A 25526-nucleotide genomic window follows, 5' to 3' on the forward strand; every position below is an offset into this window, starting at 1 on the left:
CATTCAATCAAACCAGAAAGGCGCCCGCATAAAAAACGGTCGCCTTTTTTGCTGACTTCCCTTGCTTTTGATGGAAATTGAAATGACCGACCAGACCACCCGCCTGCCGATCCGCCGCGCCTTGATCAGCGTCTCCGACAAGACCGGGATCCTCGAATTCGCCCGCGAGCTGCAACAGCTGGGCGTCGAGATTCTCTCCACCGGCGGGACCTTCAAGTTGCTGCAGGACAACGGCGTCGCCGCAGTGGAAGTCGCGGACTACACCGGTTTTGCGGAAATGATGGACGGTCGGGTCAAGACCCTGCACCCGAAGATCCACGGCGGGATCCTGGGCCGTCGCGGCATCGACGACGCCATCATGAACGAACACGGCATCAAGCCGATTGACCTGGTCGCGGTCAACCTCTACCCGTTCGAAGCCACCATCAACAAGCCAGGCTGCGACCTGCCGACCGCCATCGAGAACATCGACATCGGTGGCCCAACCATGGTCCGCTCGGCAGCCAAGAACCACAAAGACGTGGCCATCGTGGTCAACGCCAGCGACTACGCCAGCGTGCTGGACAACCTCAAGGCCGGCGGCCTGACCTACGCCCAGCGTTTCGACCTGATGCTCAAGGCCTTCGAACACACCGCCGCCTACGACGGCATGATCGCCAACTACATGGGCACCGTGAACCAGGCTGCTGAAACCCTCTCGACCTCCGGCCGCAGCGAATTCCCGCGCACCTTCAACAGCCAGTTCGTCAAGGCCCAGGAAATGCGCTACGGCGAGAACCCGCACCAGAGCGCGGCGTTCTACGTGGAAGCCAAGCCTGCCGAAGTCGGCATTGCCACCGCTACCCAGCTGCAAGGCAAGGAATTGTCGTTCAACAACGTGGCCGACACCGACGCCGCGCTGGAATGCGTGAAGAGCTTCGTCAAGCCAGCCTGCGTGATCGTCAAGCACGCCAACCCGTGCGGCGTGGCCGTGAGCCCCGACGCCGAAGGCGGCATTCGCCAGGCCTACGAACTGGCCTACGCCACCGACACCGAGTCGGCCTTCGGCGGCATCATCGCCTTCAACCGTGAACTGGACGCCGAGACCGCCAAGGCCATCGTCGAGCGTCAGTTCGTCGAAGTGATCATCGCCCCTTCGGTCAGTGAGGAAGCCCGCGCCATCGTTGCCGCCAAGGCCAACGTGCGCTTGCTGGCCTGCGGCCAATGGTCGGCCGACCGTGCACCGGCCTGGGACTACAAGCGTGTCAATGGCGGCCTGCTGGTCCAGAGCCGTGACATCGGCATGATTGGCAGCGAAGACCTCAAGGTGGTGACTAAGCGCGCTCCGAGCGAGCAGGAAATCCACGACCTGATCTTCGCCTGGAAAGTCGCCAAGTACGTCAAGTCCAACGCCATCGTGTACGCCAAGAACCGTCAGACCATCGGCGTCGGCGCCGGCCAGATGAGCCGCGTGAACTCGGCCCGTATCGCCGCGATCAAGGCTGAACACGCCGGCTTGCAGGTACAAGGCGCGGTCATGGCCTCCGATGCGTTCTTCCCGTTCCGCGACGGCATCGACAATGCGGCCAAGGTCGGTATCACCGCGGTGATCCAGCCGGGGGGCTCGATGCGTGACAACGAAGTAATCGCCGCCGCCGACGAAGCCGGCATCGCCATGGTATTCACCGGCATGCGCCACTTCCGTCACTGATACACCCTGATCGAAATGTGGGAGCGAGCCTGCTCGCGAATGCAATCTGCCAGCGACGTTGATGGTGGCTGATACACCGCTTTCGCGAGCAGGCTCGCTCCCACATAAAGCGCCCCAGCAGCGCCTTACAGAATTTGAGGTTTTTGAAATGAATGTTTTGATCATTGGCAGCGGTGGCCGTGAACACGCCCTGGCCTGGAAAGTGGCTCAGGATCCCCGCGTGCAGAAGGTCTTCGTGGCGCCGGGCAATGCCGGTACCGCTATCGAAGCCAAGTGTGAAAACGTCGCCATCGACGTGCTGGCCCTGGAACAACTGGCTGATTTCGCCGAGAAGAACGTCGCGCTGACCATTGTCGGTCCGGAAGTGCCGCTGGTCGCCGGTGTGGTCGACCTGTTCCGCTCCCGCGGCCTGGACTGCTTCGGCCCGACCGCCGGCGCCGCGCAGCTGGAAGGCTCGAAAGCGTTCACCAAGGATTTCCTGGCACGTCACAAGATCCCGACCGCCGATTACCAGAACTTCACCGAAATCGAACCCGCCCTGGCTTATCTGCGGGAGAAAGGCGCGCCGATCGTGATCAAGGCCGACGGCCTGGCCGCCGGTAAAGGCGTGATCGTCGCCATGACCCTGGCCGAGGCCGAAGAGGCCGTGCGCGACATGCTGGCCGGCAACGCATTCGGTGATGCCGGTTCCCGGGTGGTGATCGAAGAGTTTCTCGACGGCGAGGAAGCCAGCTTCATCGTCATGGTCGATGGCAAGAACGTCTTGCCGATGGCCACCAGCCAGGACCACAAACGCGTCGGCGACGGCGACAGCGGCCCGAACACCGGTGGCATGGGTGCCTACTCCCCGGCCCCGGTGGTCACGGCCCAAGTGCATCAGCGGGTCATGGACCTGGTGATCTGGCCGACCGTGCGCGGCATGGCCGAAGAAGGCAACGTCTACACTGGCTTCCTGTACGCTGGCCTGATGATCGACAAGGCTGGTAACCCAAAAGTCATCGAATTCAACTGCCGTTTCGGCGATCCTGAGACCCAGCCGGTGATGCTGCGCCTGCAATCGAGCCTGGTGCTGCTGGTCGAAGCCGCCCTGGCCCAGGCGCTGGACAAAGTCGAAGCCCAATGGGATCCGCGTCCAAGCGTCGGCGTGGTATTGGCGGCGGGCGGTTATCCGGGCGACTACACCAAAGGTAGCGTTATCCAGGGCCTGGACGCCGCGGCCCAGCTGGAAGGCAAGGTGTTCCACGCAGGTACCGCCTTGAAGGATGGCCAAGTAGTCACCGCTGGCGGTCGCGTGCTTTGCGCCACCGCCATGGGCACCAGTGTCGACGCCGCCCAGCAGCAAGCCTACAAGCTTGCTGCCGAGCTTGATTGGGAAGGCTGTTTCTACCGCAAGGACATTGGCTACCGTGCCATTGCCCGCGAGCGCGGCGAAAATCTGGAATAACCCGTTCATTCCGCCAGGCAAGGGTCGGTGGCCCTTGCCTGTCTACTCGGGCGCCGCGCATAGTTATAATCTGGCATCAACCTACGAAGGGATTTCGCCGTGCGCTGGCTCAGGATTGCCATAGGCTTTACCGTCACCCTGCTGACGCTGCTCTGCATGCTCCCGGCCCAGGCCGCGCCAGGCAGTGGCTGGGCGATATTGCTCGATGAACAGGGCGACCTGAAGCTGAGCGACATCCGTTCTGCCCGCTACACCAATCAATTCAGCCCCATCGACCTGGACCGCCTCAAGGCGGCTGAACCTGGCGGCGCACTGTGGCTACGTTTCCGACTGGCCCCCGACAAACATGAACAAATACTGCGCATCTTCGCGCCCGACCTGTCACGCCTGAATCTCTATGTGCTGGACGGCGATGCCCTGGTTGATCAACAAGTCAGCGGCGATACCCTGCCGCGTACCGAACTCCCCGTGCCCACCAGCGATTTCATGCTGGCGCTGCCCCGCAGCGATAAACCACTGGACGTCTACCTGCGACTGGCATCCCGCCACGAACTACGCCCCTACGTCACCCTGCAACCGGCGGTGCTGGCGGCGGCCAATCAGAACCAGACGCTGATCTATGGGCTGCTGTTCGGCTGCATCGCCATGCTGATCCTGCACAACCTCACCCGCTACGCCTATACCCGCTCGCGCAGTTGCCTGTGGCTGGCCGCCTGCGAAATGCTGTTGATGCTGAGCCTGGTGCTGCTGCTGAATCTGGCGGGCCCCTGGTTGCCCAACTGGCCCACGATCCAGACGCCCGGGGCCTACCTGGCCCTGTTGTTGACCGCGCCCTGTGGCTTGATGTTCGCCTATCGCTTTTTCGCGCCCCTGGGGCCGCATCCGCTGAATCGGCTGCTGCTGGGGGACATTGTGGTCGTCATGCTGTGCAGCCTGTTGCTGTTGTTCGTCAACACACTGCCGCTCAATATCATGACCTATGCCCTCGTGGCCCTGGCCGGCCTGAGCATGCTGTTCGTCAGCGCCTGGCACTGGCAAAAGGGCTACCGCCCGGCACGGCTGTTTGTCGCGGCCATGGTGGTCTTCAACCTGGGCACGCTGATCATCCTTCCGGCGCTGCAAGGGCTCACGGAAGTCCCTCCGCAAGGTTTGATCGTCACGCTGCTGGTCTTCATCTGCATCAGCGGCCTGTTGATGAGTGTCGCCCTGGGCGAGCGCCAGCGCTCGATCAATGAAAGTCGTTTCAGCATCAGCCGCGACCTGGCGGCGAGCAATGCCGAGATCAATGCCAAGGCCGAGTTCCTGGCCAAGATCAGCCACGAGATCCGTACTCCGATGAACGGTGTACTGGGCATGACCGAACTGCTATTGGGCACCCCCCTGTCGGTCAAGCAGAGGGACTACGTGCAGACGATCCACAGCGCCGGCAATGAATTACTGACCCTCATCAACGAGATACTCGACATTTCCCGGCTCGAATCCGGACAGATCGAACTCGACGATGTGCAGTTCGACCTCAACGCCCTGATCGAGGATTGCCTGAGCATCTTCCGCGCCAAGGCAGAGCAGCAAAATGTCGAGCTGATCAGCTTCATCCAACCCCAGGTGCCGCGAGTGATCAGCGGCGATCCGACGCGGCTGCGCCAGGCGCTGTTGAGCCTGCTGGAAAACGCCCTGAAAAAAACCGACGAAGGCGAGGTCTTGATCGTCGTGGCCCTCGACGAGCGCAGCAATCAACCACGCCTGCGCATTGCGGTGCAGGACAGTGGCTCGCCGATGGACGCCGAAGAGCGCGACTCGCTGATGCATGCCGAATTGCACAGCAAGAATTTCCTCTCGGCCACGCGCCTGGGCGGTAACCTGGGCTTGGTCATCGCCCGCCAGCTGATCATCCTGATGCACGGGGAGTTCGGCATCAAAAGCGGCAGCAGCCAAGGCAGCACCTTATGGCTGACCTTGCCGCTGGACCCGGATCGCCTCGAACATCCGACTTCCGACCTCGATGCCCCGTTGCAAGGGGCGCGGGTGTTGATCGTCGACGACAACGACACCTGTCGCAAGGTGTTGGTACAACAGTGCAGCGCCTGGGGCTTGAATGTCAGCGCGGTGCCGTCGGGCAAGGAAGCCTTGGCACTGCTGCGCACCAAGGCGCACCTGCGGGACTATTTCGACGTGGTATTGCTGGACCAGAACATGCCCGGCATGACCGGCATGCAACTGGCGGCCAAGATCAAGGAGGACCCGAGCCTGAACCACGACATCCTGTTGATCATGCTCACCGGCATCAGCAACGCGCCGAGCAAGATCGTGGCGCGCAACAGCGGGGTCAAGCGCATCCTCGCCAAACCGGTGGCCGGCTATACCCTCAAGACCACCCTGGCGGACGAACTGAACCAACGCAACAAAGGTCAGGCGCCGGACGTGCCGGTGAACGCGGGCCCGATCACGCCGGTGAAAGTGCCCAGCGATTTCCGCATCCTGGTGGCCGAGGACAACAGCATTTCCACCAAGGTCATCCGTGGCATGCTCGGCAAGCTCAACTTGCAACCCGACACCGCCAGCAATGGCGAAGAAGCCCTCAAGGCCATGAAGGAGCAGCGCTACGACCTGGTCTTGATGGACTGCGAAATGCCGATCCTCGACGGCTTTTCCGCCACCCAGCAACTGCGCGCCTGGGAAGTCGGTAACCAGCGGACCCGCACCCCGGTGGTCGCGCTCACGGCGCACATCCTGGCCGAACACAAGGAGCGCGCCCGCCAGGCCGGAATGGACGGACACATGGCCAAGCCGGTTGAGCTGTCCCAACTGCGCGAGCTGATCGAGCATTGGGTGGCCCAACGCGATCAGCAGAACCGTACCGCGCAGACGTCCTGAGCCGACAGACGGCAAAACGCCTGATAGACTCCCGTCGTCTCCTTCGCCTGAGCCTCGACCATGCTCCATGTGCTGTTCAGTGTTTACCTGAAGATGCTGGTGCTCTACAGCCCCTTCTTCGTGTTGTCGTGTTTTATCAGCCTGACTCGCGGCTACTCGCGCAAGGAGCAACGGCGCCTGGCCTGGAAAGTCGCGACCGCGACGCTGGTCTCCAGCGTATTGCTGTACTTGTTCGGGCGGGTGATTTTCAGTGTGTTCGGCATCACCGTGGATGCCTTCCGCATCGGTGCCGGCAGCGTGCTGTTCATTTCGGCGCTGGGCATGGCCCAAGGCAAGTCAGCCGTACAGACTGACAATGTTCAGCAGGACGTGACCATCGTCCCGCTGACCATTCCGTTGACCGTCGGCCCCGGCACCATCGGCGCCCTGCTGGTGATGGGTGTGAGCCAGCCACACTGGGACGACAAACTCATGGCCATCATCAGCATCGCCCTGGCCAGCCTCACCGTCGGTGTCGTGCTTTACCTGTCCAGCCGCATCGAACGGATTCTGGGTGACCAGGGTTTGCAGATCGTCAGCCGGCTGATGGGCTTGTTCGTCTGTGCGCTGGCGGCGCAGATCATCTTTACCGGCGTGAGAGGGTACCTGGTGCCGTAGCCCTCACGGTGTCTGGAAACTCAGGCACGCTTGCGACGGCTGAACCTTTTACTCAGTACCTCTCTGCGGTGTTCGCCCAGATACTCTTCAATGTCCTGCCTGAACGCCTCATAGCGGGCAGGGTTGAAGGTCACGAACGATTTACCGCGATAGATTTCTCGCGCTGAAGATTGCCAGTTCACGAAAAGTACCCCACCGTTACTTGAAGTACCGGACTGTCTTATCGAAGCGGACGATGCGATCAGGGTACCGTCAGACAACTGTTCGCATGGAATGACGGATAAACGCGCGCCTTCGGCCACCTTGACCTGGCTGTTGAACAGACGCATGGTTTCCTCATCCCGCTTCAAACCATCAATCGTGGTGTTCACCACGGCGCCGAGCACCGCCGCTCCCGGAACGCCGGCCTTAACACCATCGATGATTCCCTTGACGATATCGCTGATCACCAAATCCATGTCTACACGTCGGGCGCTCTCGGAGTAACGGGTATAGCCGTCCTCGGCGATGAAGCACCCAAGGTCCCCCAGGCATTGGATAAAGGCGTCGTACCACGCCCGGGTATTTTTGCCGCCGGGCACCTCATAGTTGGCTTCCATGATCGCCATGGTCATCAGGTTTTCCATGATCGCCATGTTGTTGAGCGACATGTTGTTGCCATAGCCCACGAGCGCATCCCCCAACATGAGCGCATCCAGATCCTTGTTTGGGTTGTCATGCATCTGCACGACAGACCTGCGTACACGTCGGCCCGCAGTGGCCAACGCCTTGCGCCTGTTGATACGTGCACTGAGCAACTCAACACTTTGCGCCACACTGATTACACTTTCGAACTGTTCCATAAAAACCTCCTTGGTTATAAATAAGTCCGCTCCTGCGAACCTGCTTCAATCTAGTTTATTCTCGTCTAAAACAACAACACCGACTGATTGCAGCATATGTAACCCCATCACACTTTCAAATATTCAGATTTAAATTAACCAGCCACTCACTTAAAAACAACGTTCATCATTGCTGCTCCAAAACCAAATATCACTCTTACTCTAACGGAGAGCACTCGTGAACAATGAACGATTAACCGGACTGGTCACCGGCCCCAATCTGTTTTCCTATATCGGGACACCGTCCCTGCAAGACCACAATGACATCGCCGACTGCAACAACATCGCCACCCGATCGGCCGATCTCGGCCATCACCGCTATGCCAATCCCAAGGGCTGGTTCGAAGAATATGCCCGCACCTTGAATTTCCTCGGCTGGTCGCTGTATGAAGACTCCATCCATACGCGCACACAGCATCTGCTCACGGGCTCCGTGGCGGATTTCCTGGTGGAGAGCGCTCACGCCATGAAGGATGCGCGACAGGCCAACGCGATGATCGATACCCTCGACACGCTAAAAAACGATCGCCCGGCCCTCCTCTCCTTTGACAGCGAAACCCAGGAGGGCGAAACCTTTCAAATTGTCCCAGCCCGCCACGATGCACAAGGCAATCTTCATATTGCCCTGTTTAAATTCGAACTGAGTGTCGACATAAAGCGACGCAGTTTTCTGTTTTGGAACTGGGAAAGACGTTCAGCCAGGATTATCCAACGCAGAGCGTTCCTGAAACTGGACAGACGCGAACTCGACAGCAGAAGAACCCTGATCAACACGTTATTGAATGAGCATTTGATGAGACGCTTTGCTTTAAGCAAGGAACGTCTCGTGAATTATTAACTTCCAAAGTGCAACGTCCTTTGCGCGATGATGGTTCAATTGAAAAAGGGTTGCCGAGGACAACACCGACAACCCTTCTTTATTTAAGACCTGGCCATGGACGATAGCCTTGGCTCAACCCACCGTATTGGTCTCCTCCGCAGCGGACTCATTCGACAATGCTTCCAGAGTGACGCCGTTCTGGGCGTCCTGCAAAGCATCCAAGCGCTGCACCAGTGTCGAAACGGCATAGTGTCGATGCCCACCGAAACTGAGCAACACGTCACCTCGCAAGGTGACGTCGGCGGCATACACCTCCCGAAAAATAACACTGTGGCCGCTGTTTGGATCAATGATCACCAGGTGCTCCTGAACCTTGCTCAGCAGCAACTGGTCCGGCTCATCCAGCTCCCAGATCAACTTGCCGGGGACAGTCTCCGCGCTGCCCAGCGGATGCCGACAGTCGAGGACCACCGACTTGATCCTCAACCAGGCCGCTTTCGACAGCCGGTAACTCACTGCACCTTGCCCCATGCGCAGGACCAGTATCTTGACGTCATCGGGCATCAGCGGCAGGAGATCATCAATCTTGGCTTCGTGACCCTCGACGACCAGCACCTCGCCTTCACGCCGGACATAACTGAGCGGACCGCCATGGCCCATGCCGGGCAAGGTCAGCAGTTTTCCATTCTCACGTTCATGCAGCAGCACGCTGGTCTGCCGCTGGGTGCCCAAGACTTCGAAAGTCTCTGGAATGGCGGCCTTGGGCACCCGGATCACACGCGCGCTCTCGGCCACGAACCACGTCAGGCTACCGGGTTCCTCCACCGACAAGAGCGGGCTGTGAAACGGCTGGCTCGCCAATTGCCTGAGCCCCTCGATCTCCCGGCCACCTTGCATGACGACCCATCCCTGAGTGACACCGGTAATCAACGCCGGCTCCTGATCCCGCAGCGCAACCACCACACCTTCGTATGTCACGCCACGCAGCCCCACCCCATCGGCCGTCAGTTCGCCAAACTGCCAGGGTGTCCATTCACGCCGCGGGCGGGGCAGCACATCAGCCTCCAACAATTGCGAACCCTGGCCAAAGGCAGCGTCCAGTTTCTGCGGATCGATAAAGGCCTGGCGATAGACCTCGCCACGCGCCACATCGAGCAACCAGGCGGCCTCGCCATCCGGGGTCGCGCCCAGCAGCCGCAACTCCGTTGCGCTGCCCATGTCAGCCAGTAACAGCCGGTTGCCGACGTACCAGGCGCACAACCGCTCGTCACCGCGGAAGTTGGTCAAACCGATAAGGGCGAGACTTTTGCTCCCGTGTCGCTGGGCCAGTGCGTCCAGTGCCGACCACCACTGCCCCCGGTCCTTGAACCACTGTTCCCTCACGCCGCCCAGCGCCAGCTCGCCTTGGCCACTCAGGTTGTAGAACGCGCCTCCCGTGGTCAGCGCCACGTAGCCACCGTCAACGGCAATGACATTCTCCAGGCCGGGGGCACGCGCCCACCGGCTGGACCAATGCCCCCGGCCCTCCACCAGTGTACGCCGCCTGCCGCACAGCTCCTGTTTGAGCCTGTCATAGATGACAAATGCATCACTGTCGTCCGGTGGTGCAAGCAGCGTCAGATCCGTCATGTTCTTGATCGAGTCGGGCCATCCACGCGGCTGGTTGCGTCTCGGCGCGGGGCGAATGATCAAGCGGTCGCTGCGGCGCACCCAGGCCATGTCCCGCCACTGTGCGTCGAACTTCCAACAGATCGAAACAAAGGGCGCCGGCTGCCAATTGACCGTGACAAAAGTGTCCTCGGGGTTGGTATTCGGCGCCAGGGGCGGACTGTCGCCCAGTACCTGCGACCAGTCGGCCAGCGTCTCGCTGGCACTCAAGACCGACTCCATCGCCTGGTCCAGCTCTCGCGTGATCGAACCGAGCAGCAGTTGCCCGTCGTGGATCACATACACCAGCACATCGACGGTCTGATCCTCGCGGGTGATTTGCTGGACGACATGAATCACCCCCTGCGCGTCTGCCTCGACGCTCTTGATGGTGGTTGCCAGGTTGCTGGTGCTGCGCAACCAGTAACGATGGCTCAACAACCCGGTGACCGCATCGGTTTGCCAGATAATCAGGTTCTGCGGGTCGTAGAAATAGCAGGCATTGCCCACTACCGCCGCCAGCATCGTTTCATCGGCACCCGGCAGATCATCGCGGATATAAAGGAAACGGTCCTCCTTCGCGTCGTACCAGGCGGTGATCCGGCGAGGCTCGTCCGGGTCCTCAAATGGAATGAGGTGGTGGCTAATCGGTGTGTACGCCATCGCTAGACGGTGGTCTCGAGCCAGGGCCTTGAAATGATCCTGCAACGTTTGCTGATCCATGTCGGGCGGTGCGTCCAGTTCCAAAAGCACGAGCGTGCGTTTGACCAAATCAACCTTGAATACTTGATCGTCGGCGAGCCGGAGTGAAATTTCGTGGCGCCACCCTCCAACGATCGTCACCTGAACGTCGTCGATGAAGAACTTATCGTAACTCTCAATCCTTATCTCTTTCTCCGAGGCCCAAGAGGCGTCCACAAACCAAGTGGACACCTGCAGGCTCGTCGACTCCAGGCTCAGTTTCACGCCGGGATGAACGACCAACGCGCATCGTTTGCCGGCCCCCTGGATTTTATAAGCGATCATGTTGTGCCAAATCGGGGGAATAAGAGGCACCACCAGTGAACGGTCAGCACCATCGAGCAACACGTCGATCACCGTTTGCCGATAATCGGGAGCCATTCGACGGACGATGTACTCACTGGGAAACGAATAAAAGGAAAACTGAAATTGCCAGCTGCCGTCCGCTTTCCTTTTCTCCAGGCGCCGTGCCGTGTCGAACCCGGTGTCATGACGCGATGTCGCGAATGGCAGGGCGATGTACTCATAGCGGTAACAGGTTTGCGGTGTGCAGGGCAGTACGATGACTTGGCCGGCGGGTGGCTTGAATGCAACTTGACCCGGCAGGCCTAGATCTCGACGAATGTTAATGGCCCGATCGTAATCGAGCTCTATCGTCGGCACCCCAAAATGATCGCGTTGCGGATAGAGCTTGGGGCTGTCCAGCATCAAGGCGCCCCGAGTCAGATCCAGCGCCTGGACGATCAACGAGGAGCGCGGTAGCCATGCACCCTGCCTGGGGTCAAAGCGGTATGCCTGCAGATGAGCCTTGGCGATTTCATCGAATAACAACCCGACCTCTTTGGCTTCTTCGGCAATGGTGGCGAAGCCCTGGGCCAGGGCCGCCACCCCCACCGCCAACCCACCCAGGATCACAGCGGCGCCGCCAAGCATCGCACCAGCGGTCGTGGCGCCAACCGCGTAGGCGCTCACCGACAACACCAGGCTGGCGGAGTCGAAAGCCAGTTGGGTGCCGAACTGAGCGCGTTCGATATCGTTGTGGGCCGTCGACAATTGGTAGATGTCGAATCCGACATTGGCCAACTGCAACAACCCCCCGGTCGCTTCGCTCACGCTGGAGCCCACTGCCGCCTTGACCACTGGCGCGACGGTACGGGCAATCAATTTCTCTTCCGCCAGTGCCTGCCGAACCAGGCCGACCAGGCCCGCGATATCCACCACGTTGCCATGCACCAACTGCGCGTAATTGACATAGGCGTGCAAACGGACCGCCAGGGTCAGGGGCCGACCCGATCCTTCCTGTCCGCGCAACGCGTTCATCAGCGCTTGTATGGCGAAGCCGGCGTTCAGCGTGTGGACACTCCCTACCTCGGTGGGGTCGCTCGGCACGAAGGGTTTGTTGGCCAATGCCGAAAACTGTTCCGAGAGGTAGCTTTTTATCCGTAGGAGCCGATGGTCATCCGTGACGACCCGCACCAGTTGCTCAGGATTGACCGGATCGATCAGGCTCACCCGGTACGATCCGTCCGGCGTGACCTCCAACGTGTCGAACAGCGGCACAAGATGGGCCGCCAGTTGGTTTTCCTGCTGGAGGCGGCTCGTCGCCTGTTCGATTTGCTGACTCCACCAATGGCCATCCAAGGCCAGCAAACAGCTGCCCAGTCGAGGATTGTTTTGCAGCGACTGTCCACGGGCGCTGGCTAATCGCTGTCTCATAGGGCGTTGCGACTGCCCAGGCAAGGCGCCGGGTTGCAGCAGTTTGGAAACCTCAATGGCGCCTGGCAATGTCAGCCTCGACACCCGTGCGCCTTCCAGTTCGATCAGGTTGAAAGTCGGTCGCGCCGCATCGCCATACGCCGCGTAGTGGCTGGCCATGTCCTGTTGGAGAAAGAACCGCTCCAGCGCCTGCCTGAACAGGGTCGGATGTTCGAATTCAAACACACCAAAATTCGGATCGTAGAAGTGGTAGGTGCTGCGCTCACCCTCCAAGGTCTTGGCCACCAGCATGGCGTGGTTATCGGAGTTGAGCATCAGCGTGCTGGTGGTGGTCCTGGCTTGCAGGAGGTCCACGACCTCATTCAGGTCCGAGCGCGCCAGCGCACTGCCAACATCGCCGAGCTGCACATCGCGCAACGACTCCAGGCTGTTGAGGAAGGTCACCGAATCGCTGGCCCCGGGCTCGAGCACCGCGAGGTAGAAACGCTCGCGCAGGGTGTTGACCGCGGCCTTGCCTTGCGACAAGGCCGCCGCCATGGCGAGGGCCAGGGGATAGCAACGTCCGCCCACCCTGTCACCCTCGCCCTGGAGCAGCAGGTCCTGCGGCACAAGCTTGTTCGTGGCGGCCTCGAAGCCGTTCAGGACAGTACCGAGGCGCTCGACAATCCGGACGCGGTACTCAAGCTTCGCTACCTGACGGATCCGGGCCACGTGCTGGCCCCATTGGCGCAACGTCAACGGCTGCTCCAACGCGGTTTTCTTCAGTTCCAAGGCGGTTTCGCCATGCCTCGGTTGAGCCTCGGTGGTGCTGGCGAGCCCGGCCAGGAATGCCGGTGCCTGACGCTGGAACAACGCTTGTTCGATCGCCGCATAACGGCCAGCGGTTCCGCGCGTGGCGAGGTTGTTGGCCAGGTTATCCAACGACGGGCGAGCCGCATCGAAGCTGCGGTTATCCAACGCCTTCGCACCACTCAGGCCTCCCAGAAGCAGGCGCTGCAAGGGACTCAGTCGAGCGACTTCGAAACGGTCGCTGGCGAGGCGGTCGAGGAGCTCAGCGATAGACAGTTGTCGCGTCTGCGGATCGCTCACCGATGCGGGCGGCAACACATAGGCGCTTTGATCGCGGATCGACTGACGTTCATCAAAACTCAGGGGGACGGGTTTAACGAAGGTCACCTCACCGTTATGGCGTTGGCTCATCGCCTGCATGAACGGCTCGCCCAGTTCATCAGCCAGATGCTGCAACAACTCGGTGGACAACACATGTCGTCCCTCGATCACTGGCCAGCCTTCATCGAACGGGAGGGTGCGGTATTTGAGCAGCTCTGCCATATCACCCGCATAACGGACCTTGAACTGGCCCTCTTGCCAGCGTTTTTTCTCGCCATCCAGCCATTGCGCGGTGTCTCGCTCGTTCTCTTTCCAGGAGTGATCCAGCTCCTCCTCCGTGGCCCGGTTGACGGTGGCGATGGCCGTAATGGCCGCCTCCGCCTGCCACTGTTCGGCGATTTGAGGGGTGAAATGTGTTCGTTGATAGTCCGCCATTCCCTGGCGCATGGCGCTGGGACCGGTGAGATAGATCGTGCCTTCGCTCTGGGGGCGGATGCCATCGCTGTAGTAGGCGGCGGCCGCCTCCACCAGAAAAGCCGCAGCCAGTTCGATGTCCGGGGGCAGCTCATGCAACGCACCGAACACCTGCGTCGCGGCCTCACGCGCCAGACCGCTCATGGCCTCGACATCGATCAGGCTGACGTTTTGCTCATCGGCCAGGCGCGCGGTGGCGTCAACGATTTCATAGTTGAGCCGCAAACGCTCGGTCACGCTCTTGAGCATCGCCGCCCCGGGGTGGGCCATCAGGAATGCGTTGCCCACCAAGTGCTGTTCGACGACAGCACGCAATTCGTCCGGTCGGGCCAGGCGCTCCACCGGGGGGCGAAAGACGCGGTTCAACGCCGGTCCGCTTTTAGCGAAACGCTCGAGCGCTTCGCGATGCTCGGCTGGAATCTCGTTGAAGTAGTCCGTGTACTTATTGCGCTGGGCGTGGCGGCCGGGCATCCAATCGGGGTTTCGATCCAGCAGCAGCTGCAGCACGCCCAGCCGCGCATCCGTCTGGAACGCCCGGATGTCCACCTCGCCCAGCTTTTCCGCCAAGGGCGGCAGGCCATCGACATCGGCGTAGCTGCCGCCCTCGGCGAACAAGGCTTCGACACGCACGATATCGGAGCCCCCGGCAAACATGCCACGCAGATTGATCTCGCGTTCGTAGACATCCTGCAGATGCAGTGGCAATTCACCGCTGGCAAGATCGCGCAGTGCCAGGCTCCCCTCGGCCAACGCCTCGAGGCTGAGCCGGTTATTGCTCTTTAGGGCCGACAACCGCGCCTTATCCTGGCCATAGGCCCGAACCAGCAGATCGACTCTCGCGTCATCGGCGCTGCCGCCACTTTTCACCGCCTCGGTGATATGGGCGTGCATCTGCTGTTTCAGGACAATGGCGCGTTCTTCATAACGGTCGCCCAACTCCAGCGCATCGACACTGGCTTGCGCGCCATTGAGCATGGCGTCGGCCTTGGCCGCTTCGACAATGATCCGGTTGGTTTCATAGGCCAGTAGCGCATCGCTGTCGTACCAGAGACTGAGGCGATAACCCTCCGGGCCCAGCACCTGTTTCCAGACGTTGATGTAATCACGCTGAATCGGCCCGATACCGCCTCCCAGCCAGACAAAGTGCAGGTTTTTCGGCACCTCGATGGCGGGCACTTTCAATTGATCGACGCTATTGCGCAGACGCGTTTCGAAACCCTCTATCGTGTTGTAGGTGTGCGCCAGATCCGCAGCCTCGGCGCCCTCCGGCAACTCAGGCGTACGACGACGCCTGCTGTTTCCCCGCAAAGCGCCCACGGCTTGTTTGAGAAGCCCCAAGGGCTCCAACATGCGGGGAGAATCGAGCAAGGCGATACAACCGAAGTAATACCGGAGCACCGCCTCATATTCATCGGAACCCTTGTGCGATATTAAGGCCTGTTCAAGATCCTTGAGTTTCAACAAACCCACAAAATCGACGAAACTGTCCGTCGATGAAACTTCAGATTCACTCATAAACAATACTTCCATTTATTGTATGTAAATAGCCAGGGCAGCCCTCAGCCGCCCAGGCATCGACAAGTTGAACGACACGCATCCATGCGCGGATAACCCGTGGAATCGAGTGCCCGGCCAACCAACCATCACTCAAGTGGCGGTTATGCTCCACGAAGTAAAAGCCAACATAACCCTCAGCAAGACACCGCTCAACCCACAACGAATTCAATAAATGTCCAACAACGCAGTTCCATCTTATTTCCTCACAACTTGGTAATCAGAACATAAGAACTTTCGGCCAACTGCCTATAAAGCAGTTAACTAACGTCAGGGCTTATTACATTCTCAGAAAATGGGATGCAGGGGAGCAGCCTGATCCCCTGGCGCAAGGGCGGGACAGGATTCAGGTGGCGGTGGCCCGACTGGGCCACCGAATTTCATCAGAGCGGCTTGCTGCCGTACCAGCGCGGCGTGTACACCCAGTCGCCGCCTTCGGCGCGAGGGAAGACACACGTCGTGGAGGAACCAATCAGCACCATGGTGCGCATGTCCACCTGATCCGGGGTCAACTGCCCCAGCGTCGTGACACGCAGGGTCTGGCCCGGGCGACCGATATCACGTCCCAGCACCACCGGCGTCTGCGCCGTACGGTGGTGCGCAACGATTTCCAGCGCCCGCCCCAGTTGCCAGGGTCGGGAACGGGAAATCGGGTTGTAGAACGCCAGGGCCAGATCCGCCTCGGCGGCCAGGGCCAGGCGTTTTTCGATGATCGACCACGGCTTGAGGTTGTCCGACAGCGACATCACGCAAAAGTCATGGCCCAGTGGCGCCCCAGCCTGGGCGGCCGTGGCCAGCGAGGCCGAGACGCCTGGAAGGATCTGCAGATCGACGGTGTGCCAATGGGCATTCGTCGACTCGTGCAGCGCTTCGAGCACCGCGGCGGCCATGGCGAACACGCCGGGGTCACCGGATGACACCACCACCACGGAGCGGCCCTGGGCCGCCAGTTCGAAGGCGTGGCGGGCGCGCTGCATTTCTTCACGGTTGTCGGTGCAGTGCTGCACCTGATCGGCCCGGAACGGCCCGGCCATGCGCACGTAGGTTTCGTAGCCCAGCACATCGGTGGCGCGGTCGAGTTCGGCGCGCACGGCCGGCACCATCAGCTCGGCAGCGCCGGGGCCAAGACCGATCACCGCCAGACGCCCGCGCGGGCGACCGATTTGTTGCGGATCGAGGGGCTGCTCAGACACGGCAACGGCATGATCGCCCACTGTGCGAATTGACGCGGGTTGGTCGAGGGTTTCGTCCAGCCATTGGGTGACGTCACCATCGGCCGGCGCGAAGCGCAGCGGCACGTTCAAGGCCGACGCGGCCTCATGCAATTCTGGCCGGGCCATGTCGCTGTCCGCGGCCACCAAACACGCCAGCGATTGCACGGCGAGGCCGGCCTCACGCAAGGTTTCATCAATAGCCGGCGACGCACCCGCACTGATCGCCACGACTACATTGCGCGGATAAATACGCAGCTCATCCACCGCAGGCGTGCCTGCGGCGCTGTCGATGCGGATCGCCAGCCGTGCTTGTCCATCCTCGGGCAACTGCGCTTGGTCCAGCCACGGCGCGGCACCTTCAATGCGCACTGTTTCACCAGCCAGCAGGTCGGACACGAAACGCTTGCCCTGCTCCAGGTCGCCGAGGCGGTAGCCGCTCGGCGGATTGAGCAGGCAAGTGCCAAAACGCAATTCACCGCTGGTGGTGATGGCCGGCGCGACTTGCAGTGTTTGCGCGATGTCGCGGGCCATGACATTGACCCCGCCCAAGCCGCCCAACAGCGGCACCACCGCGCTGCCATCTTCGGCCACTGCCAGCACGGGCGGCTCGAGGCCTTTTTCCAGCAGCAGCGGCGCCAGGGTGCGAATGACGATGCCGGCCGCACACAGGGCGATGATCGGCGTGTCGTGTTGATAGAGCTCACGCAAGGTGGTGCCGAACTCCGAGTATTGACGATCCGCGCCTTCGACCCGACCGGCCAGGCCGTGAATCAAGGCATCGGGGTAGCGCTGCTGGATCCGTCGGGCTGTCGCCAGGCTGCCCGGACCTAGGATGACGATTGCCGGAGCGTTGGACGTCATCCCTGCCACCGTTCGCCCGGCACAATGATCAACGAGAAGTACGGCGAAGACATCGGCTCGACTTCATCCAACGGCACGATTTTCTGGTTGGCCATGGTCGCCCGCTCGACGTACAGCGCCCGCCCGTCCAGGCCCAGTTCCTGGAGTACCTGGCGAACCTTGGGAAAGTTGCGCCCCAGCTTCATGATCACCGCTGCATCGGCATCGGCCAGGCGGCGCTTGAGGTCTTCGTGAGAGAGCACGCCGGAGAGCACCGACAGGCTCTGGTTGCGATAGACCAACGGCGCACCGAGCACCGAGGCGCCACCGAGCATCGAGCACACGCCGGGGATAACCTCGGCGTCATAACGCTCGGCCAGGCGATCATGCAGGTACATGTAGGAGCCGTAGAAGAACGGATCGCCCTCACAGATCACCGCCACGTCGCGCCCGGCATCCAGGTGTACGGCCAGTTGTTCGGCGGCCGTGTCGTAGAAATCGGCGATCACTTGCTCATAGGACAGTGGCGCCGGCAGCGCTTCGGTGGTGACCGGGTAGACCAGCGGCAGCAAGGTCTGTGCGTTCTGCAGATGGGCTTCGATGATACCGAAGGCGTTGCCCTTCTTGCCCTTGGCGACGAAGTACGCCACCACCGGCGATTCGCGCAGCAGGCGCAGGGCTTTGACGGTAATCAGTTCCGGGTCACCGGGGCCCACGCCCAGGCCGATCAGACGTCCAGGCTGCTGCATCATTCAATCTCCGTAGCGAGGGCATTGACGGCCGCGGCGGCCATGGCGCTGCCGCCGAGACGGCCTTGCATGATCACGAACGGCACGCCACGGCTGTTGGCCGCCAGCATGGCCTTGGACTCGGCGGCCCCGACAAAGCCCACCGGGAAGCCGAGGATCAGGGCCGGTTTCGGCGCGCCGGCATCGAGCATTTCCAGCAAGTAAAACAGGGCGGTCGGCGCGTTGCCGATCACCACGACACTGCCCTCCAGGTGCGGGCGCCACAGCTCCAGGGCGGCGGCCGAACGGGTGTTGCCCAGCTCAAGGGCCAACGCCGGCACGCTTTCGTCGCGCAAGGTGCAGATCACCGGATTGTTGGCCGGCAGGCGAGCCCGGGTCACCCCCTCGGAAACCATCCGCGCATCGCAGAGGATCGGCGCACCAGCGGCCAGCGCCTGGCGTCCGGCCGTGCCCGCGCCTTCGGAAAACTGCAGACCGTCGATGGCCTCGACCATGCCGCAGGCGTGGATCACGCGTACCGCGAGTTTTTCCAGGTCGGCCGGGATGCGCGCCAGGTTGGCTTCGGCGCGGATGATCGCGAAGGAATTGCGATAGATCTCCTGACCGTCGCGGATGTAATCAAGCATCAAGGGGGCTCCGGGGGCGAGCGTCGAGCCAGTGGCCGAGCGCTTCAATAGTTAGATTGTGTGCCTGCAACGCGCCGAAACCCGGCAGCGTGGCATCGCGAAAATACAGGTCGTAACGACCGGGGGCGACCGCCAGCAAGGTGGCAGGCGCAATATGGGCCGCCGCGCAGGAACGCGGGCAGCCCGACAGATGGACCTTCAGGGTTTGGCCCTGGCGTTGTAGCAGCTCGGCCAGTTGGCGGGCATCGGCCTTGGTGTCGGCCAAGGCTTTGCCACAGCCACTGGAGCCGGTGCAGGCGATGAGTTGCGCCAGAGGTTGAGCGAGCGAGCACAACAGGCCCAATTTATCGAGCCGCGCCAAGACGCCGTCCGCATCCTCGCGGCGCACGTTGGGCAGCAGCAGGCTTTGCCACGGTGTGAAACGAAGGCTGGCGTCGCCCTTCTCCCGCGCCAGTTGCGCCGCCCCTCGCAGCATCACGGGGTCAAGCCGGCCCAGGGGCGCCGCAGCCCCCACATAGACGCGGTCGTCGTGCTGGGCGTGGACACCGATGTGCAGTCCGTCGGTGGACGCGTCCCGCTGCCAATCGCGGCACACTTGCAGTGGTACGCGACGGGCTAGCCGGGCCATGAACTCATCCGTGTGGATTTCATCCAGCAGGTGGCGCATGCGTGTCTGGTCCGGGCGGGCCAGGTCGAGAAACTGCTCCAGCACCGCTACCACCAATGCATGCCCCTGGGCCATCGGGACCCTGCCCGCCGGCGCATCCAGCGGCGAGCCGGCCAGACCGAAGGCCAACCAGGGCTCGCCTTCGCGGACAAGGGCCGACAGCCACAGGTCGTGGTGATGTTCGAGCATCGCCAGCGCTTCCCCGCCGTCCAGCTGCACGGCGAACTTGGCCGACAGTTCATGGAAGCGCTCATGGGTTTGCAGGGTGAAGAGGATCTGCGCGGCCAACGGACGAATATCGAGCAGCATCTGCCGGTCGATCCCGGCCGAGGGGCTGAGCATCAGGTTACGCACGTCATCGCCAGCGGGCGTTCGCGGACCGAGTCCGGCGGCCAGCAATGACTCGATCAGCGCGCCGTGCTCGGAACCAATCCCGCGGATTTGCAGGTTGCCGCGGTTGGTCGCCTCGATCACGCCAGCGGCGAAGCGCTCGGCCGCCGTCGCCACGGCTTCGGCCTGATCCGCCCGGATGGAACCGCCATCGAGCTTGATTCGACAGATCCCACCGTCCAATGCCCGGACGACACGCAACAAGCCCGGGCAACCCGAGGGGCGTATGACGTTGGTTGATGGGCGTTCGTTCAAGGGATAACCGGTAGATAGGCACGCCGCCACGGCGAAGGAGCGCCATTATGCCTGCTTTGCCGGGGGTCATGAAAAGCTTGCCGGTCGGATTGAAGCGAGATTGCTCAAGAACAGGGCTGCCTGATCCGTTGATGTTGTCTGTACCTTCGCCATCGCGAGCAAGCTCGCTCCCACAGTTTTGATCGGGTTGTTCACAAACCCTGTGTTCAGCACAAATCCCCTGTGGGAGCGAGCTTGCTCGCGATAGCGGCCTGTCTGAAAAGATGATGCTGGATGGACCGACGCCTTCGCGAGCAGGCTCGCTCCCACAGGGGATGGTTCGCGCCTGATCCGTCGGGGCGCGGTATGATGGCGGCCCGGTTCGCGGCTGCAACGCGCCTGTCGATCAACCCTATTTAATCGAGGAATACAGATGACCCCCTGGCTGACCGTAGTGGGCATCGGTGAAGATGGCTTCAAGGGTCTGGGCCGAATCGCTCGCCATGCCTTGCTGCGGGCGTCGCGCATTGTCGGCAGCGATCGGCAACTGGCGCTGTTGCCGGTGTGCATCCGCGGCGAACGGGAATTGTGGCCCAGCCCGTTTTCCCTTGAACCGCTGCTGGCGCGACGGGGCGAGTCGGTGTGTGTGCTGGCCAGCGGCGATCCGATGTTCTATGGCGTGGGCGCCAGCCTGGCGAAACAGGTGCCGGAGGATCAAATGCGGGTGATCCCGGCGCCATCGTCCTGTTCGCTGGCGGCGGCGCGCCTGGGCTGGCCGCTGCAGGACGTGGTCACGCTGTCGCTGGTAGCGCGCCCCCTGGCGGCGCTCAATGTTCATTTATCCACAGGCGTCCGGCTGTTGCTGCTGAGCAATGACCGCCACAGCCCTACCGCCGTGGCGACGTTGCTGCGCGAGCAAGGGTTCGGGCCCAGCGCCATGGTCGTCCTGGAACACTTGGGCGGCGCGGCGGAACGACGGATCGAAGGCACTGCGACGCAATGGTCCGACCCAGCCGTCGCGGACCTGAACCTGATCGCTGTCGAATGCCGCAGCGAACCCTCGGTGCTGCGCCTGTCACGCCTGGCCGGTTTGCCGGACAGCGCGTTCGAACATGACGGCCAGTTGACCAAACGCGACGTGCGCGCCATCACCCTCGCCCGCCTCGCCCCAGCCCCTGGCGAGTTGCTCTGGGATGTCGGCGCCGGCAGCGGCTCCATCGGCATCGAATGGATGCGCACCCACCCCAGTTGCCGGGCCCTGGCCATCGAAGCCGACGAAGGCCGCCAAGTCTTGATTGAACGCAACCGCGACAGCCTCGGCGTGCCCGGTCTGCAACTGATTCGCGGGAAAGCCCCACAAGCGTTGGAGGGCCTGGAGCGTCCGGACGCGGTGTTCATCGGCGGCGGTGTCACCCGCGAAGGTGTGCTCGACACCTGCTGGGCCCGACTCAAACCGGGCGGCCGGCTCGTGGCCAACGCCGTGACCCTGCAAAGTGAGATGACCCTCATGGACTGGCGTGCACGGCACGGCGGCGAGCTGACCCGGATCCACATCGCCCAGGCCCAACCCTTGGGCGAGTTCGACACTTGGCGCCAAGCCTTGCCAATCACCTTGCTGGACCTGACGAAACCTCTCGATGCGTGACGAAACCGCCGAACACCCCGCGCCCCTGCGCAGCGGCCTGACCACTGGCAGCTGCGCCACCGCCACCAGCCTGGCGGCGGCCCGCTTGCTGCTGGGCGGTATCCACGCCGACGCCGTGGAGATCGTGCTGCCCAAGGGCAAGCACGTGCAGATGCGCCTGGAGTTCTGCCGACGGACCGAACAAGGCGCCGAGGCCGGGACGATCAAGGACGCCGGCGACGACCCGGACGTGACCCACGGCGCGTTGTTGTTTTCCCACGTACGGTTGATCGCCGAACCGGGCGTGCGCTTCGTGGCCGGGCGCGGCGTGGGGACGGTAACGCGCCCCGGCCTGGTGTTGGAAGTTGGTGAGCCGGCGATCAACCCGGTGCCGCGCAAAATGATCAACGATCACCTTGGGCGGCTGGCCGAAGACAGCGGTTATGCCGGCGGTTTCGAGGTCACGGTCAACGTCGAGGGCGGCGAAGCCCTGGCGCTGAAAACCATGAACCCGCGGCTGGGCATCCTCGGTGGCCTGTCGATCCTTGGCACCAGTGGCATCGTCCGGCCATTTTCCTGCGCGGCCTACATCGCCTCGATCCACCAGGGCATCGACGTAGCGACAACCAATGGTTACCAGCACGTCGCCGCCTGCACCGGCAATGCCAGCGAAGACACCATGCGCCGAGTCTACAACTTGCCGGAAATCGCCCTGATCGAAATGGGTGACTTCGTCGGCGCCGTGCTCAAACATGTGCGCAAGGTGCCGGTGGAAAAGCTCAGCCTCTGTGGCGGCTTTGGCAAGATCAGCAAACTGGCCGCCGGCCACATGGACCTGCACAGCCGTCATTCGAGTATCGACCTGCCACAATTGGCCGAATGGGCAGCGGCTATCGGCGCTGATGAAACCTTGCAGCAAGGCATCCGCACGGCCAACACCAGCCAGCAAGCCCTGGCAATGGCCAGCGCCGCCGGCATCGCCCTCGGCGACGCGGTGTGCGCACACGCGTTGGCCTTCGCCCGCAGTGTGGTGCCGGCCCAGGTCCAGGTCGAAGTCTTCGCCATCGATCGCCAGGGCGGGATTGTCGGCCACGCCGGAGAGTTCCAATGAAACCCATCCTGCTGCTGGGCGGCGTTACCGAAGCCCTGGCCATCGCCCGTACCCTCGGCCCCCAACATATCTACAGCCTGGCAGGCATCGGTCGCGTTCCCACGGACCTGACCTGCCAGGTACGCGTCGGCGGCTACGGCGGAGCCGACGGCCTGGCGCAGTTCATTCGCGAGCAAGGCATCGGCCTGCTGCTGGACGCCACCCATCCCTACGCCGCACAAATCAGCCACAACGCCGCCCGTGCGGCCCGCACCTGCGGCATTCCGTGCTGGGCCCTGCGACGTCCGGCATGGCAACCCCAGGCGGGGGATGACTGGCGCGAAGTGGCCGATTGGGCCGAACTGATCCAAGCCCTGAAACCCTTCCGCCGCCCGCTGTTCACCCTCGGCCGCGAACCGCTGCAACACTTGCACGAAATTCCGCCAGAGCAATTCTGGACCCTGCGCACCCTGGACGTTTATCCCGGCAATGAACGCTGCGAAGTCATTGGTGCCCGTGGGCCATTTCACATCGAAGACGAGCGCGAGCTGTTTGAGCGAAGGCAGATTGATGTGCTGATCAGCAAGAACAGCGGTAGCACGGCCACTGAGCCGAAGCTGGAGGTGGCGCGGGAGCGGGGGGTGCCGGTGTTGGTTTTGCGGCGGCCGGTGTTGCCTAGGGTAGACCGGGAGTTGGGGACGGTGGATGAGGTATTGCAGGGTTTGCGACATCGGGTCTGACAGCCTCTGGTCTGATCAAAATCGAATGGCCACCCCTGTGGCGAGGGAGCTTGCTCCCGCTGGGCTGCGCAGCAGCCCCAAGAAGGCGGACGCAATTTTCCTGAGACACCGCGATGTACGATTCAGGGCCGCTTCGCGCCCCAGCGGGAGCAAGCTCCCTCGCCACGACAGCATCCACTTACAAAACTGTTGCTACTGTTAAGGCAAACCCTGCGACCCTATACCGCACGTGGCTTTTTTACTTCTCAACCCCGATCAGGCTAAATACCGCCACCTGATCGCCCAACCGAGCGGATTCGCCCATGTCCCGACAACGGCTTGCATTTGCCTGGATCGCCTGCTTCGCAGTGCTATTCAATATGCTTGCCATGCCGCTGTCCGGCAGCGTTGGCGCGATGGCGAATGCGCAGGCCCAGGCGCCGTCGGAGCAGCTGTTGTGGGGCAGTTTCTGCTCGTCCAACGGCATGAAGATGGTGGCGATTTCCCTGGGCAAGCTCGAACAGGGCTCGCCGCAGAAAGACAATCATTCGACGATGCAGCATTGCTGGTGCTGCTCAGGTTCAGCGCCGTTGGTGGCACTCACCGGTCACGCCCCGCAGTTGTACCTGGATGCTCGGCCCAGCCATCGCGGCATTGCTCAATTGAAGCTCGACAGCCCCACGCCCCGCCAGCAATGGCCAAGCCTTAATCCCCGCGCTTCGCCTCTGGTCTGATTCCTCCGCATTTGAACCTGCGCCCTGAATCGTTCTGGAGAATCACCCATGTTGAACAGACTCATCCTGCTGGCTGCCCTGCTGCTTCCCGTCGGCTTCGCCCAAGCTCATCAATACAAGGTGGGCGAGCTCGAGATTGCCCATCCGTGGTCTCAAGAGTTGCCGCCCAACGCGCCGACCGTGGCCGCGTATTTCGTGATTCACAACAGCGGTTCCACCGCCGATAAACTGCTCAGCGTCGACTCGCCCATTGCCGGCAAGGCCGAGCTCCATGAGCATGTGATGCAAAACGACCTGATGAAGATGCAACCGGTACCCGTCGTGGACATCACCCCTGGTGCGACCGTCACTTTCGCGCCAATGGCGTACCACGTGATGCTGCTGGAGCTGAAGGACCGCAGCCTGCTCAGCGACGGCAAACGCTTCTCCATGACGCTGCATTTCGAAAAAGCCGGGGATATCACGGTTGACGTTGCGGTGCAGAAAAAAGCCCCCGACGGCAGCAAAACCCAAATGCACATGCACTGATAGCACCTGCCCATGGGTCTTCCTCGCAACAGGTCAGCCATGCCCCGCCGCCAGCCCTTGAGCCTGGCACGCGGCAGCTGGATCAGCCTGTTCGCCATGCTGATGATCTTTATCGGTCCACTGATTTCTCAGTCGATGCCGATGGATCAGCGCATGCCCATGAACATGCCCATGAACATGTCGATGGACATGAGCATGGACATGCCGGCGGGAGCCCACGCCGAGCATGAGGCGCCCGCCGCCGAACACTGCCCGCCCCAGAGCGAACATCACGCACTGTGGGAAAAATGTGGCTATTGCAGCCTGCTATTCAATTGTCCGGCACTGACTGGCGGCCATAGCTTCACCGCCTTCGATACACCGCTCGCCAACACCTACACCAGCCCGTCTCCGCGCCTAGGCCATGCCCGGCCAGCGTTCTTCCCGGGTGCCCGCACCCGCGCACCGCCCTTCGTCGCGTAAACCCGACACTTACCTCACCCGGTCGCACAAGACAGCCTCAG

Annotated in this window: 17 protein-coding genes; 11 read left to right on the plus strand and 6 right to left on the minus strand. The window is 61.9% G+C overall.

All coding sequences use genetic code 11. The features are described from left to right. The first annotated feature begins 82 nt into the window (after nt 1-82). From purH to tspR, 4 genes are all read left to right on the plus strand, one after another. Nucleotides 83-1690 (plus strand): bifunctional phosphoribosylaminoimidazolecarboxamide formyltransferase/IMP cyclohydrolase, encoded by a 1608-nt coding sequence (gene purH, locus QNH97_RS26180; protein ID WP_283554527.1) that lies wholly within the window; start codon nt 83-85, stop codon nt 1688-1690. A 148-nt stretch (nt 1691-1838) separates the two neighbouring features. Further along, the gene (gene purD / locus QNH97_RS26185; RefSeq protein ID WP_283554528.1) at nt 1839-3134 is read left to right on the plus strand and encodes a phosphoribosylamine--glycine ligase; all 1296 of its coding nucleotides are present in this window, start codon (nt 1839-1841) and stop codon (nt 3132-3134) included. 99 nt (nt 3135-3233) lie between these two features. Further along, nucleotides 3234-6008 (plus strand): hybrid sensor histidine kinase/response regulator, encoded by a 2775-nt coding sequence (locus tag QNH97_RS26190; RefSeq protein WP_283554529.1) that lies wholly within the window; start codon nt 3234-3236, stop codon nt 6006-6008. A gap of 60 nt (nt 6009-6068) precedes the next feature. Then, entirely contained in the window at nt 6069-6665 is a 597-nt protein-coding gene (gene tspR / locus QNH97_RS26195; RefSeq protein ID WP_283554530.1) for a type III secretion system genes modulator TspR, read from the plus strand. 20 nt (nt 6666-6685) lie between these two features. Here the strand turns inward: tspR and QNH97_RS26200 are convergent, their stop codons facing one another. After that, nucleotides 6686-7507 (minus strand): hypothetical protein, encoded by an 822-nt coding sequence (locus QNH97_RS26200; protein WP_283554531.1) that lies wholly within the window; start codon nt 7505-7507, stop codon nt 6686-6688. A gap of 217 nt (nt 7508-7724) precedes the next feature. Here QNH97_RS26200 and QNH97_RS26205 point away from each other — a divergent pair, with 217 nt between their 5' ends. Continuing rightward, nucleotides 7725-8384 (plus strand): hypothetical protein, encoded by a 660-nt coding sequence (locus QNH97_RS26205; RefSeq protein ID WP_283554532.1) that lies wholly within the window; start codon nt 7725-7727, stop codon nt 8382-8384. Nucleotides 8385-8498: 114 nt separating this feature from the next. Here the strand turns inward: QNH97_RS26205 and QNH97_RS26210 are convergent, their stop codons facing one another. From QNH97_RS26210 to cobG, 5 genes are all read right to left on the minus strand, one after another. Continuing rightward, a complete protein-coding gene (locus QNH97_RS26210) occupies nt 8499-15569 on the minus strand; it encodes a TcdA/TcdB pore-forming domain-containing protein (RefSeq protein ID WP_283554533.1) in 7071 nt (2356 codons plus the stop codon). 422 nt (nt 15570-15991) lie between these two features. Then, entirely contained in the window at nt 15992-17683 is a 1692-nt protein-coding gene (gene cobJ / locus QNH97_RS26215; RefSeq protein WP_283554534.1) for a precorrin-3B C(17)-methyltransferase, read from the minus strand. After that, the gene (locus tag QNH97_RS26220; RefSeq protein WP_283557556.1) at nt 17680-18411 is read right to left on the minus strand and encodes a precorrin-2 C(20)-methyltransferase; all 732 of its coding nucleotides are present in this window, start codon (nt 18409-18411) and stop codon (nt 17680-17682) included. The genes cobJ and QNH97_RS26220 overlap by 4 nt, the downstream gene beginning before the upstream one ends. After that, nucleotides 18411-19037 (minus strand): precorrin-8X methylmutase, encoded by a 627-nt coding sequence (locus QNH97_RS26225; RefSeq protein ID WP_003197389.1) that lies wholly within the window; start codon nt 19035-19037, stop codon nt 18411-18413. The genes QNH97_RS26220 and QNH97_RS26225 overlap by 1 nt, the downstream gene beginning before the upstream one ends. Continuing rightward, nucleotides 19030-20349, minus strand: coding sequence for a precorrin-3B synthase (gene cobG, locus QNH97_RS26230; RefSeq protein ID WP_283554535.1), 1320 nt, complete (start codon nt 20347-20349; stop codon nt 19030-19032). The genes QNH97_RS26225 and cobG overlap by 8 nt, the downstream gene beginning before the upstream one ends. A gap of 412 nt (nt 20350-20761) precedes the next feature. Between cobG and cbiE the strand changes: the two genes are divergently transcribed. From cbiE to QNH97_RS26260, 6 genes are all read left to right on the plus strand, one after another. Then, nucleotides 20762-21973 carry a precorrin-6y C5,15-methyltransferase (decarboxylating) subunit CbiE gene (gene cbiE, locus QNH97_RS26235; protein WP_283554536.1) on the plus strand — a complete coding sequence of 404 codons (1212 nt, stop codon included), beginning with the start codon at nt 20762-20764 and terminating at the stop codon, nt 21971-21973. After that, nucleotides 21966-23063 (plus strand): cobalt-precorrin-5B (C(1))-methyltransferase, encoded by a 1098-nt coding sequence (locus QNH97_RS26240; RefSeq protein WP_283554537.1) that lies wholly within the window; start codon nt 21966-21968, stop codon nt 23061-23063. The genes cbiE and QNH97_RS26240 overlap by 8 nt, the downstream gene beginning before the upstream one ends. Then, on the plus strand, nt 23060-23782 hold the full coding sequence (locus QNH97_RS26245) for a cobalt-precorrin-6A reductase (RefSeq protein ID WP_283554538.1): 723 nt from the start codon (nt 23060-23062) through the stop codon (nt 23780-23782). The genes QNH97_RS26240 and QNH97_RS26245 overlap by 4 nt, the downstream gene beginning before the upstream one ends. Nucleotides 23783-24084: 302 nt before the next feature. Then, nucleotides 24085-24495 carry a DUF2946 domain-containing protein gene (locus QNH97_RS26250; protein ID WP_283554539.1) on the plus strand — a complete coding sequence of 137 codons (411 nt, stop codon included), beginning with the start codon at nt 24085-24087 and terminating at the stop codon, nt 24493-24495. 48 nt (nt 24496-24543) lie between these two features. Beyond that, the gene (locus QNH97_RS26255) at nt 24544-25023 is read left to right on the plus strand and encodes a copper chaperone PCu(A)C (protein ID WP_283554540.1); all 480 of its coding nucleotides are present in this window, start codon (nt 24544-24546) and stop codon (nt 25021-25023) included. Between the two features lie 39 nt (nt 25024-25062). Next, complete coding sequence (locus tag QNH97_RS26260; RefSeq protein ID WP_283554541.1) at nt 25063-25485, plus strand: DUF2946 domain-containing protein; 423 nt, start codon at nt 25063-25065, stop codon at nt 25483-25485. The last annotated feature ends 41 nt before the right edge of the window (nt 25486-25526 follow it).

Source organism: Pseudomonas sp. G2-4 (assembly GCF_030064125.1).
In the GTDB taxonomy this organism is placed as follows: domain Bacteria; phylum Pseudomonadota; class Gammaproteobacteria; order Pseudomonadales; family Pseudomonadaceae; genus Aquipseudomonas.

Bases quoted from the DNA above. Each gene is read 5' to 3' on its own strand.
- purH (WP_283554527.1), top strand. From the start codon at position 83: ATGACCGACCAGACCACCCGCCTGCCGATCCGCCGCGCCTTGATCAGC.
- QNH97_RS26240 (WP_283554537.1), top strand. From the start codon at position 21,966: ATGCGTGACGAAACCGCCGAACACCCCGCGCCCCTGCGCAGCGGCCTG.
- cobJ (WP_283554534.1), bottom strand. From the start codon at position 17,683: ATGACGTCCAACGCTCCGGCAATCGTCATCCTAGGTCCGGGCAGCCTG.
- QNH97_RS26260 (WP_283554541.1), top strand. From the start codon at position 25,063: ATGCCCCGCCGCCAGCCCTTGAGCCTGGCACGCGGCAGCTGGATCAGC.
- tspR (WP_283554530.1), top strand. From the start codon at position 6,069: ATGCTCCATGTGCTGTTCAGTGTTTACCTGAAGATGCTGGTGCTCTAC.
- QNH97_RS26210 (WP_283554533.1), bottom strand. From the start codon at position 15,569: ATGAGTGAATCTGAAGTTTCATCGACGGACAGTTTCGTCGATTTTGTG.
- purD (WP_283554528.1), top strand. From the start codon at position 1,839: ATGAATGTTTTGATCATTGGCAGCGGTGGCCGTGAACACGCCCTGGCC.
- cbiE (WP_283554536.1), top strand. From the start codon at position 20,762: ATGACCCCCTGGCTGACCGTAGTGGGCATCGGTGAAGATGGCTTCAAG.
- QNH97_RS26245 (WP_283554538.1), top strand. From the start codon at position 23,060: ATGAAACCCATCCTGCTGCTGGGCGGCGTTACCGAAGCCCTGGCCATC.
- QNH97_RS26250 (WP_283554539.1), top strand. From the start codon at position 24,085: ATGTCCCGACAACGGCTTGCATTTGCCTGGATCGCCTGCTTCGCAGTG.
- QNH97_RS26255 (WP_283554540.1), top strand. From the start codon at position 24,544: ATGTTGAACAGACTCATCCTGCTGGCTGCCCTGCTGCTTCCCGTCGGC.
- QNH97_RS26200 (WP_283554531.1), bottom strand. From the start codon at position 7,507: ATGGAACAGTTCGAAAGTGTAATCAGTGTGGCGCAAAGTGTTGAGTTG.
- QNH97_RS26225 (WP_003197389.1), bottom strand. From the start codon at position 19,037: ATGCTTGATTACATCCGCGACGGTCAGGAGATCTATCGCAATTCCTTC.
- QNH97_RS26220 (WP_283557556.1), bottom strand. From the start codon at position 18,411: ATGCAGCAGCCTGGACGTCTGATCGGCCTGGGCGTGGGCCCCGGTGAC.